General features: G+C 64.6%; 6 protein-coding genes. 1 reads left to right on the top strand and 5 read right to left on the bottom strand.

Annotated features, from left to right (window positions below; translation table 11 throughout):
- Positions 1 to 275: 275 nt before the first annotated feature.
- From FNL56_RS11765 to FNL56_RS11745, 5 genes are all read right to left on the bottom strand, one after another.
- Positions 276 to 3398 carry an efflux RND transporter permease subunit gene (locus FNL56_RS11765; RefSeq protein WP_143572893.1) on the bottom strand — a complete coding sequence of 1041 codons (3123 nt, stop codon included), beginning with the start codon at positions 3396 to 3398 and terminating at the stop codon, positions 276 to 278.
- Between the two features lie 36 nt (positions 3399 to 3434).
- Positions 3435 to 4676: an efflux RND transporter periplasmic adaptor subunit gene (locus tag FNL56_RS11760; RefSeq protein WP_143582007.1), complete on the bottom strand. Its 1242-nt coding sequence runs from the start codon at positions 4674 to 4676 to the stop codon at positions 3435 to 3437.
- A 283-nt stretch (positions 4677 to 4959) separates the two neighbouring features.
- On the bottom strand, positions 4960 to 8295 hold the full coding sequence (locus FNL56_RS11755) for an error-prone DNA polymerase (RefSeq protein WP_246661645.1): 3336 nt from the start codon (positions 8293 to 8295) through the stop codon (positions 4960 to 4962).
- Entirely contained in the window at positions 8292 to 9938 is a 1647-nt protein-coding gene (locus FNL56_RS11750) for a Y-family DNA polymerase (protein ID WP_246661532.1), read from the bottom strand. Before FNL56_RS11750 ends, FNL56_RS11755 begins: the two co-directional genes overlap by 4 nt.
- On the bottom strand, positions 9835 to 10623 hold the full coding sequence (locus tag FNL56_RS11745) for an ImuA family protein (RefSeq protein ID WP_143582005.1): 789 nt from the start codon (positions 10621 to 10623) through the stop codon (positions 9835 to 9837). Before FNL56_RS11745 ends, FNL56_RS11750 begins: the two co-directional genes overlap by 104 nt.
- 170 nt (positions 10624 to 10793) lie before the next feature.
- Between FNL56_RS11745 and FNL56_RS11740 the strand changes: the two genes are divergently transcribed.
- Positions 10794 to 12032 carry a putative DNA modification/repair radical SAM protein gene (locus FNL56_RS11740; RefSeq protein WP_143572888.1) on the top strand — a complete coding sequence of 413 codons (1239 nt, stop codon included), beginning with the start codon at positions 10794 to 10796 and terminating at the stop codon, positions 12030 to 12032.
- Positions 12033 to 12034: the final 2 nt, after the last annotated feature.

The raw sequence follows: 12034 nt of genomic DNA, 5'->3' as shown, positions 1-12034 counted from the left end.
CGATGGCCGCACGCACGTTGACGCACGTCAAAGCGCGAAGTGTGGGGGACTGGAGCGCCAGTTGCGCACTTCTTCCTTCTCCCCTTGTGGGAGAAGGTGGCGCGGACGAAGTCCGCGTCGGATGAGGGGGCGACTAGGCGACAGAGCTTGTAGCACCCCTCACCCGTCTCGACCGCCCGTGCGAAGCAAAGCTTCGCTAGAGCGATCGATCCACCCTCTCCCACCTAGCGAAGCTTCGCTTCGCGCGGGGGAGAGGGAAGGAAGGCAATGTGCCCCTACCTTACCTTCCTTGAAAACACCGAGATCAGCACCGGCAGCGTGATCAGGATCACGAACGGCGCCAGCATCATGCCGACGACGACCACTACCGCCAGCGGCTTCTGCACCTGCGAGCCGATGCCTTCCGACAGCGCCGCCGGCAACAGGCCGATGCCCGCGACGATGCAGGTCATCAGCACCGGGCGCAGTTGCAACTCGCCGGTGCGAATCACCGCCTTGATGCGTTCATAGCCCTCGTCGATCAGCTGGTTGTACTGCGACAGGATCAGAATGCCGTCCATCACCGCGATGCCGAACAGCGCAATGAAGCCGATCGCCGCCGAGACGCTGAACGGAATGTCGAAAATCAGCAGACCCACCACGCCGCCGAAGATCGCCATCGGGATCACGCTCATCGCCAAGAGCGTGTCGGCCATCGATCCGAAGTTGAACCACAACAGCACGCCGATCAGTAAGAGGCTGATCGGCACCACGATCGACAGACGTGCGATGGCGTCCTGCAGATTGCCGAACTCGCCGACCCATTCGGCGCGGGAGCCCGGCGGCAGCGGCACCAACTCGGCGATCTTGTCCTGCGCTTCCTTGATGGCGCTGCCGAGGTCGCGCTCACGCACCGAGAACTTGATCGGCAAATAGCGCTCCTGGCCCTCGCGATAGATATAGGCCGCACCCGATACCAGATTGATATTGGCGACTTCGCTGAGCGGGATCTGCGTGATGGTGCCGTTCGGCCCGGGCGCGCCGATCCGCAGATTATGGATCGCCTCCGCGCTCTTGCGATATTCCGGCGCCAATCGCACGATGATCGGGAAGTGGCGATCAGAGCCCGGCTCGTAGAGATCGCCGGCGCTGTCGCCGCCGATGGCGACCTTGATCGTCGCGTTGACGTCGCCCGGCGACAGGCCGTAGCGCGCGGCCTTGGCGCGGTCGATGTCGATCTGGATGGTCGGCTGGCCCAGCGAGGTGAATACCGCCAGATCGGTGACGCCCTTCACCGTCGCCAGCACCGCCTTCATCTTGTTGGCGGTCTCGGTCAGTTGCTGCAGATCATTGCCGAACAGCTTGATCGAATTCTCGCCCTTCACGCCGGAGACGGCTTCCGAGACGTTGTCCTGCAGATATTGCGAGAAGTTGAATTCGACGCCGGGAAATTTCGTCTGAAGTTCTTTCAGGAGCCGCGCGGTCAGCGCGTCCTTGTCCTGCGGCGCCGGCCATTCGGTCGACGGCTTCAAGGGTGCGAAGAATTCGGCGTTGAACAGGCCGGCTGCATCGGTGCCGTCATCTGGGCGGCCATGCTGCGACACCACCGACTCCACCTCGGGCTGCTTGGCAATCAGCTTGCGCATCTCGTTGACATAGGAATTGCCGGCCTGCAGCGAGATGGTCGGCGGCAGCGTGGCGCGGATCCACAAATTGCCCTCTTCCAGCTTGGGCAGGAACTCGAGGCCCAGCAGCCGCGCCAGAATGACGGTCAGCACCACCAGCGCGATGCCGCCGGCCATCACGATCTTCCGGCTGGCGACCGCCCAGGTCAGGATCGGCATATAGGCCTTGTGCAGCATCCGCATGATCCAGGTCTCGGTCTCCTCGACATGCGCCGGCAGGATGATCGCCGACAGCGCCGGCGTGATGGTGAAGGTCGCGATCAACCCGCCGGCCAGCGCATAGGCATAGGTCCGCGCCATCGGCCCGAAGATGTTGCCCTCGACGCCGGACAGCGTGAACAACGGCAGGAAGGCGGCGATGATGATCGCGGCGGCAAAGAAGATCGAGCGCGACACGTCGGCGGAGGCCGACAGGATGCCGTGCTTCTTGATGCCCATCACGGTTTCAGGCGAGATCCCGCTGGCTTCGGCCTCCGACAATTCGGTGGTGTGCGACAGCCGGCGATAGATCGCCTCCACCATGATGACGGTGCCATCGACGATCAGGCCGAAATCGATCGCGCCGACCGACAGCAGATTGGCGGATTCGCCGCGCAGCACCAGGATGATGACGGCGAAGAACAGCGCGAACGGAATCGTGGCGCCGACGATCAGCGCGCTGCGGAGATTGCCGAGAAACAGCCACTGCAGGAACACGATCAAGAGGATGCCGACCACCATGTTGTGCAGCACGGTGTGGGTGGTGACGTCGATCAGGTCCTTGCGGTCGTAGATCCGTTCGATCCGCACGCCGGGCGGCAGGATGCTGGAATTGTTGATGGCGTGCACCGCCTTCTCGACGCGGGCGATGGTCGGCGACGACTTCTCGCCGCGGCGCATCAAGACGATGCCCTGAACGATGTCGTCGTCCTGGCCGAGCCCGGCAATGCCGAGCCGCGGCTTCTCGCCGACCGAGACGGTCGCGACGTCCTTGACCAGCACCGGATTGCCGCCGCTCTGCGAGATCATGGTGTTGCCGAGATCCTCGACCGAGCGGATCAGGCCGACGCCCCGCACCACGGCGGATTGCGCGCCGATGTTCACGGTGTTGCCGCCGACATTGATGTTTGCGTTGCCGACGGCGGTCAGAAGCTGCGGCAGCGTCAGGCCGTAGGCGACGAGCTTGCTGAACTCGACCTGGATCTCATAGGTCTTGGTCTTGCCGCCCCAGCCGGTGACGTCGATGACGCCCGGCACGGAGCGGAAGCGGCGCTGCAGCACCCAGTCCTGCAGCGTCTTGAGATCGAGCACCGAATAGTTCGGCGGACCAACCAGGCGATAGCGGAAGATTTCGCCGACCGCGGATAAAGGCGAGATGCCGGGCTGCGCCCCGCCCGGCAGCGGCGCGAGCTGCGACAGCCGGTTCAGCACCTGCTGCAAGGCTTCGTCATAGGTGTAGTCGAACGAGAACTGCAGCTTGACGTCGGACAGGCCATAGAGCGAGATCGTCCGAATCACCTTCAGGTTCTTGATGCCTGCGACCTGGGTCTCGATCGGGATCGTGATGTAGCGCTCGATCTCCTCCGACGACAGGCCGGGCGACTGCGTGACGATGTCGACCATCGGCGGCGTCGGATCCGGATAGGCCTCGATGTTGAGCTGATTGAACGCGAACACCCCGCCGATCATCACGGCGAGCAACAGCCCCACCATCAGAAAGCGGCGGTTGACGGCAAGGGCAACGAGACGATCCATCCAGATCGGACCTTTCAGAAAAGCCGAAGCTGGGAGTTAGGACGATGACGCCGCGCGGTCGATGAACAGCGAGCCCCTGGTGACGATGCGCTCGCCCGGCCGCAAATTGCCGGAGACCTCGACCAGATTGCCGTTGACCAGCCCGGTCTTGATGACGCGCAGCTCGATCGTCTTGTCGTCATCATGCGCGACCCAGACGCGGACCTGGTCGCCCTCGTAGATCAGCGCCTGGCGCGGCACGCCGACGGTCGGCTGGTCGCCCGGCGCGTAGATCGTCACGGTGGCGAACATCTCCGGCTTCAACAATCCGGCGGCATTGTCCAGGGTGGCGCGCACCATCAGCCGGCGCGTCGCAGGATCGAGCGCGGTGGCGACGTAGTTGATCTTGCCGGTCAACACACGGCCGGGCAGCGCCAGCACGTTGAAGGTCAGCTCCTGGCCGAGTTCGACCTCGGAGGCTTCGGTCTCGCGCACGAAAGCGGTGAGCCACACGGTGGAGAGGTCGCCGATCACGTAGGCCGGATCGGTGGCGCCGGCGCTGACGAACTGGCCAGGGCCGATCTTGCGCGCCACCACGACGCCCGCGATCGGCGCATAGATCGTGGTCTCCGGGTTGATCTTGCCCTGGTCCTGAAACGCGGCGATCGCCTCATTGGTAAAGCCGAGAAAGCGCAGCCGGTTGCGTGCGGCTTCCAGCGCGGTTTCGGCCGAGCGCTGGTCGTTCTGCGCCTGCAGCAGCGTCGCCTGGGTCTTCTGATAGTCCTTCAGCGGGATGGCACGGCCTTCGGAGAGGTCCTTGGCGCGCTTGTCCTGGATCGTCGCCAAATCGAGCTGCGACTTGGCCTTGTTGAGGCTGGTGATCGCGGTAATGAAATCGTTCTGCGCGCCGACATTGTCGGCGGCCTCGATGGTGAACAGCGGCTGGCCGGCACGGACGCTGTCGCCCGGCCTGGCGAGCAGCTTTGTCACCCGCCCGGCATAGGGCGAAAATACCGGCGTCGACTTGTCCTCGTCGACCGCGATCTTGCCTTCGGTGACGTGCTCGGCGCGGAACGCCCGCGCGCTGACCGGCTCGACGGTCAGGCTGGCCCATTCGGCCGGGGTGGTCACATAGCGCGTCGGATTCTTGCGCGACTGGCTCGAAACTTCGGAATTGCTGCGCGGCGCCTCGCCGCTCCGCGTCAGCGCTACGATACCTATCAAAACGACCAGAGCAGCAGCCCCGCCAACGGCGAGGCGCTTTTTGCCAAGGGACGGAAATCGTTGCTTAAAATTCATTTTTCGAGCACCCAATATCGGAGAAGGACCAGCCCGCGTCACTTTGTCTCGTCTACGCGCTAATAGTGCGCATTCTGACCGTCACACAATCAAAAACGCATGCGTACGTACGATTTTTTGTAAAAACCGGACAGTGAGGTGAACGCATTGGACATGGCTCGCTCTTGCTGCTCTGCAACATCGAGCTTGACGACCGTCGCGTCCGATTAACATCGCCATATGACGAGACGCCGACAGCCGTAGCCCTCACCTTCCCGCTCTTTACGGGACGAGGCAAGAAGCCTCAATGAAAATCCCGCGACTTGGGCAGGATGCGGACGTCGCGCGGATGCTGGATTTTCTGCGCGGGGGTGTCAGGGTGCTCGCGGCGGTCGTCGTTGAGCGGCTCGGATGGTGTTACCCCCAAGGCCGGCCGGGCAGCCAGATTGTCCGACAACCGGTTCATCTCGAAGCTGCGATCGATCAATCGCGCCGCCACCAGATGCACGACGCCCTCCTCGCTCGACTGGATAGTGCCTTCGACCATCAGCAGCCGCGCGCCCATTACTTCTTTTCGAAACCGCTCCATGACCTGGGGCCAGACCACGACATTGGCGATGCCGGTCTCGTCCTCCAGCGTCATGAAGATCACGCCCTTGGCGCTGCCGGGCCGCTGCCGCACCAGCACCACGCCGGCGCAACGCACCCGGCGGCCGTTGCCCTTGGTTTCCGAGACGCTCTTGCAGGTCGTGACCTTCTCGGCGTCGAACATCGCGCGCAAAAATTCCAGCGGATGGCCCTTCAGCGACAGCCGCAGCGTCTGGTAGTCGGCGATGACCTGCTCGGAGCGCGGCATTTGCGGCAAGGGGGCGGCGTGTTCATCCGGCTGTTCGCGCGCCTGCGCGGTCTCGAACAACGGCAGCGCCACGTCGTCCGGCAGCCTTCGCACCGCCCATAGCGCCGCGCGGCGGTCGAGCCCGATCGAGCGGAACGCATCCGCATCCGCCAGCACGATCAGCGCGCGCTTCGGCAGCGCGGTGTCGCGGGCAAAGTCCTCCAGCGAGGTGAAGGGGTTCCGCGTCCTTGCTGCAACGATGCGCGCACCCCAGTCCTCCGCGGCTGGCTTGCCGGCTTTCGCGCGTTCGCGTTGCTCGTCGGGATCGCCCCAGACAAAGCCGTCGATCTGGCGGAAGCCCAGCCGCACCGCGTGATAGTTCCGGCTGGTCGGCTCCAGCGTGTTCTGGCTGTGGCTGAACGAGACGTCGATGTCGCGGATCACGACCCCGTTCTCGCGCGCGTCGCGCACGATCTGCGACGGCGCGTAGAATCCCATCGGCTGCGAGTTCAGCAATCCGCAGCAGAATACGTCGGGATGGTAGTGCTTCAGCCACGACGACACATAGACCAACTGCGCAAACGCGGCGGCGTGGCTCTCCGGAAAGCCGTAGCTACCAAAACCCTTGATCTGCTCGAAGCAGTTCTTGGCAAACTCCGGATCGTAGCCGCGCGCGATCATGTTGCCGACCATCTTCTGCTCGAACGAGCCGATGGTGCCGACATTGCGGAACGTCGCCATGGCGCGGCGCAGGCCGTTGGCCTCCTCCGGGGTGAATTTGGCGGCCTCGATGGCGATCCGCATCGCCTGCTCCTGGAACAGCGGCACGCCGAGCGTCTTGTGCAGCACGTTGTAGAGCTCGTTTTTGTCGCCGCCCTTCGGATAGGGATATTCGATGTCCTCCGGGTTCATCTTGCGGCGCCGGAGATAGGGATGCACCATGTCGCCCTGGATCGGGCCGGGCCGCACGATCGCGACTTCGATGACGAGGTCGTAGAAATTCTTCGGCTTCAGCCGCGGCAGCATGTTCATCTGGGCGCGGCTCTCGACCTGGAACACGCCGAGCGACTCGCCCCGCTGCAGCATGGCGAACACCGGTTTCGCATCAAGCGCCTCGGCCTTGATGTCGCGCAGCTCGAAGCGCTGGCCCTTGTGCTGCTGGATCAGATCGAAACATTTGCGGATGCAGGTCAGCATGCCCAGCGCGAGAATGTCGACCTTCATCATCTTCAGCGTGTCGACGTCGTCCTTGTCCCATTCGATGAAGGTGCGGTCGTCCATCGCCGCATTGCCGATCGGCACGTAAGAGTCGAGCCGGTCCTGCGTCAGCACGTAGCCGCCGACATGCTGCGACAGATGCCGCGGGAATTCGATCAGCTCGCAGGCCAGCTCGATGGCGCGCGAGATCATCGGATTGGCGGGATCGAGCCCGGCCTGCCGCACCTGCATCTCGTTGAGGCCGCGGCCCCAGCTTCCCCACACGGTATCGGCCAGCGCCGACGTCACGTCCTCGGTGAGCCCCAGCGCCTTGCCGACGTCGCGGATCGCCGAGCGCGGGCGGTAGTGGATCACGGTGGCGATGATCGCGGCGCGATGCCGGCCGTAGCGGCGATAGACATATTGCATCACCTCCTCGCGGCGGATGTGCTCGAAGTCGACGTCGATGTCCGGCGGCTCCAGCCGCTCCTTGGAGATGAAGCGCTCGAACAGCAGGTCGACCTCGGCGGGGTTCACCGAGGTGATGTCGAGCATGTAGCAGACCGCCGAATTCGCCGCCGAACCGCGCCCCTGGCACAGGATGTTCTGGCCGCGCGCGAAGTGCACGATGTCGTGCACGGTGAGGAAGTAATGCGCGTAGTTCAGCTCGGCGATCAGGCGCAGCTCCTTCTTCAGCGTCGCCTCGAGCTTCGCGTCGACCGTGTTCGGGAAATGCTTCGCGTAGCCTTCCCAGGTCAGATCCTCGAGATGCTGCTGCGCGGTCTTGCCGGAGGGCACCGGCTCGTCGGGATATTGATATTTCAACTGGTCGAGCGAGAACGTGATGCGACCGGCAAAGCGCATCGTCTCGGCGATGGCGTCCGGCGCGTCGCGGAACAGCCGGACCATCTCGGCGGCCGGCTTCATGAAGCGCTCGGCATTGGCCTCGAGCTTCGTGCCGATGGTTTCGATGGTCGCCTTCTCGCGGATGCAGCTCAGCACGTCCTGGATCGGGCGGCGGTCGGGATGATGGTACAGCACCTCGTTGGTGGCGAGCAGCGGCACCCGCGCGGTGTCGGCGACGCGCTGCAGCAGCGCCAGGCGGCGGCGATCGTCGCCGCGATACAGGATGCTCGCCGCCAGCCACACGCCATCGGCTTGGCTGGCTTTCAATTGCGCCAGTACAACCAGCGCCACAGCCGTCTCGAAACGATGCGGCAGCGTCAGCACCAGCAATTGGCCTTCGGCGAAGTCCAGCAGATCGCCGAGCGCGAGGTGGCATTCGCCCTTGCCGGCGGCGCGCTTGCCCCGCGTCAGCAACTGGCACAGCAGTCCATAGGCGTCGCGGTCTTTCGGGTAGATCAGGATATCCGGCGTGCCGTCGGCGAACACCAGCCGCGATCCGATCAGCAGTTTTGGCTTATGCACGACCTCGTCATTGTCGAGTTCATTATAGGCCCGCACCACGCCGGCCAGCGTGTTGTGATCGGCGAGGCCGATGACGGGAATGCGCAGTTCGCTGGCCTGGTGTACGTAGTCACCCGGATGCGACCCGCCGCGCAGGAACGAGAAATTCGTGGTAATGCCGATCTCGGCGTAGTCATTCACGCGAACAGTCCGTGCATGAACCAGTCGGGCGACACCGGTAGGCCCTCTTCGGAGATTTTCTCGCGACCATAGAGGCCGTCGCGGTACAGCCAGAACCGCAGACCGGCCTCGTCCTCGACGCGAAAATAGTCGCGCGTGAGGAGTTCGCCGTGCGATCGCCACCATTCCATCGCGACGCGCTCCGGCCCTTCGGCGCGCACCACGGCATGCGTTGCGCGGCGCCAGCGGAATTGCGCGGGCGGGCCGTCCGGCACGCCGGCGATCACCTTGATGAGTTCGGGATACGCGAACAGCCGCAGCGGCCGCAACGGCGGCTCGTCCGGCGCGCGCGCCGGCCACACCGCTTGCGAGGCGACGATCAACTGATGCTGCGCCGGCGCCATCGCCATCGCGCGCTCCGGAATATGGGTGTCGACCGGCAGGTGCACGACGACGCGCTTCGCGCCGATCCGCGCCGCGATGCGGTCGATCAGCGCGGCCAACTCGTCATTGTCGTGCACATTGGCGTCGAGGTCGCGCTGCTGCTGCACCACGATCTCGGTGCGCCTCGCCGACAGCCGAATGAGGTCGAAGCCGAAGCCGGGATCGAGCGGATCGGCGATCGAATCCAGCCGCTCGCGGAACAATCGCTCGATCACCGCGACCTTGGTCACGGCCTGCCCGGTCTCCACCGTGATCGAGCGCACCGCGCCGTCGGTGCGGAAGAAGCTGGCTTCCAGCCGTCGCGCGCCCTTGCCCTGTTTGTCCATCGCGCCGACCAGCATCGCGGCGAGGCTCGACAACGTCGCGGCGATCACGCCGTCGGTCGCGACCGGTTCGGGAAAGCGTTTTTCGACGATGTAATCCGGCAGCGGTTTTCGCGGGGAGATTGGCGCATCAGATTGCCCGAGCGCCTGCTCGAGCAGCGTCGTGAATTCCGCGCCGAACCGCGCGGTGATCTCGTGGCGCGCGCGCGAGGCGACGTCGCCGATGGTCTTCAGCCCGGCGCGGCGCAGCCCGCGCGTGATCGCCTCTGCGGCGCCGAGCGTGAACACCGGCAACGCCTTGACCGCCTCGGCCTCCGCGCCGTCCGCAATGATCCGGCCGTGGCTGTTGCGGCTCAGCGTGCGCGCGCAAATCGAGGTGCCGGCGATCGAAGCACTCACGACAAAGCCCTGCGCGGCCAGCGCGGCGCACAGCATCTGCATCAAGGCCGCCTCGCCACCGAACAGATGCGCGCAGCCGGTGATGTCGAGAAACAACGCGTCCGGCCCGTCGAGCGCCACCAAGGGCGTGAAGCGGTCGCACCAGTCGGCGATGTGGTTGAGCAGCAGCCGGTCGGCGGCGGGATCGGAGTCGAACACCTGGATGTCCGGGCACATCGCGCGGGCATTGGCCAGCGGCAGGCCGACTTCGAGTCCGAGTTTGGCCGCCGCATGATCGAGTGCCGCGATCTGCAGCGCGTTGCTGTGCTTGGCGACAACGATGACCGGGTTGGCTTTTTGGTTGGACGCGTTTTCTTCGCGCGAACCGGTCCCCACTTCGCTCGAAAACGCTTTGTTATCCGGCGCGCCGCTGCGCGTGCGCAGCCGCTGCAGGCGGTCGGTGGGCAGCCGTGGCAGGAACAGGCTGAGCATACGTCGCTTCACGGAAAACACACTCATCAGACTTCCATTCCATGATCCATTGGCCGTTCGGGCCATGACGATTGCGAACCAGTTGCGCGTCCAGCATCGGCGCGCCCCATACCTGCCAGGCATTGCCGGGCGGCGAATGCGCCGAGCGCACGATCCATCTGGTTTCTGCGGTCGACGCCGTCGGCATCGCCGCGACGCGCAACAACAACGCCGTGACGCCGGAGCCGCGCGCCGCCAGCGTCAGCTTGCGGCTGACGACCAGATCGAACTGCCTGCTCTCGCCAAAACTCTCCAGCACCACGCCGCCCAGCGCGTCGCAGGCGAGAGCGTCCGCGGTGGTGCGCAACGCCGTCTCGACATCGGGCGCGCGCACCGTGACGAGGCCGCGCGGATCGAGCCCGAGTTCGTTCCAGCCACTCATCGCGAGTGCGCCAGTCTCGCGCTCGGCAAAATCCTGCCGGATCCACAGCAGCGGCCGGTCCGGGCTGATGCGTCGCGCGAGACCCGCGATGAAGCCGGTCGCCGCGGCACTCTGGCGTCCCTCGCAGAACACCTCGTGCAGCGCGCCGCGCGCCAGCCCGCCCTTCAATGCGGCATCGGCCTCGGCATGGCCCAGTGGAACCCGATCGGGCGCGTAGGTATCCGAATGCGTCTCGACGCGTTCGATGCTGCCGCGCAGATGCGCAAGCATGGTTGTGCGATCGCCGCTCATGCGTCGCTCCTCAGATTGCCAGTAATTCAGATGTTTAGAGAACCAAAGACTGGCTCAATTGTTCATGCTATGTTCTATTATAAAGCTAAGAGGGTCGGCGGAGTCAACGCGATTCAGACCGGCCGACCGAAGCAATTTTTTACGTCAATGGAATCAAAGGGATTCAAATAATGGACGTGCAACGCAAGCTGGCGATCCTGGCGGATGCCGCCAAATATGATGCGTCCTGCGCGTCCAGCGGCAGCGAGCGCAAGGACAGCCGCGACGGCAAGGGCGTGGGTTCGACCGCGCCGGGCATGGGGATCTGCCATTCCTATGCGCCCGACGGCCGTTGCATCTCGCTGTTGAAGATCCTGCTCACCAATGCCTGCAACTACGATTGCCTGTATTGCGTCAACCGCGCCTCGAGCAACGTACAGCGCGCCCGCTTCACGGTCGACGAGGTGGTCACGCTGACGCTCGACTTCTATCGCCGCAACTACATCGAGGGCCTGTTCCTGTCGTCGGGCATCATCAAGAACCCGGACTACACGATGGAACAGGTCGTCGCGGTCGCGCGAAAACTGCGCGAGCGGCATTTCAAGGGCTACATCCATCTCAAGACGATCCCGGAAGCCGACGAGGCGCTGATCACCGAGGCAGGCCTTTATGCCGACCGGCTCAGCATCAACATCGAGGTGCCGGAAGAAGCCAGCATGGCGACGCTGGCGCCGGAGAAGGACGTCCGCGCCATCCGCCGCACCATGGGCCGGCTGCGGCTGAAGCTCGACGAGGCGCGCGAGGCGAAGAAGATCACGCCGCGCGGCAATGTCGGCCCGCGCTTTGCGCCGGCGGGACAGAGCACGCAGATGATCATCGGCGCGGATGCCGCGACCGACCAGACCATCATCTCGACCTCGGCCAACCTCTACGGCTCCTACAAACTGAAGCGCGTCTATTACTCCGCGTTCAGCCCGATCCCGGATTCCAGCCGTGCGCTGCCATTGCGCGCGCCGCCCCTGATCCGCGAGCACCGCCTCTACCAGGCCGACTGGCTGATGCGGTTCTACGGTTTCGATGCCGACGAGATCGTCAGCGCCGACGACGGCATGCTGTCCCTGGACATGGACCCCAAACTCGCCTGGGCGCTGCGCAACCGCGAGCGCTTCCCGCTCGACGTCAACAAGGCGAGCCGCGAGGATTTGCTGCGCGTACCGGGCTTCGGCGCCAAGGCAGTGGACCGCATCATCGCAACGCGGCGCATCAGTTCGATCCGCGTCGGCGACCTCGCCAAACTGCACATCCCGCGGAACAAGGCGCTGCCGTTCATCGTTCTCCCCGATCACCGGCCCGCGGTGCATCTGCTCGACGGCGCGCACCTCGCCGCGCGCTTCAAGCCGAAAGCGACACAGCTGGGGTTCGGGTTTTAGAG

Source organism: Tardiphaga sp. vice304, assembly GCF_007018905.1.
Lineage (GTDB): Bacteria > Pseudomonadota > Alphaproteobacteria > Rhizobiales > Xanthobacteraceae > Tardiphaga.
This window is presented reverse-complemented; position numbering and strand designations above follow the sequence as displayed.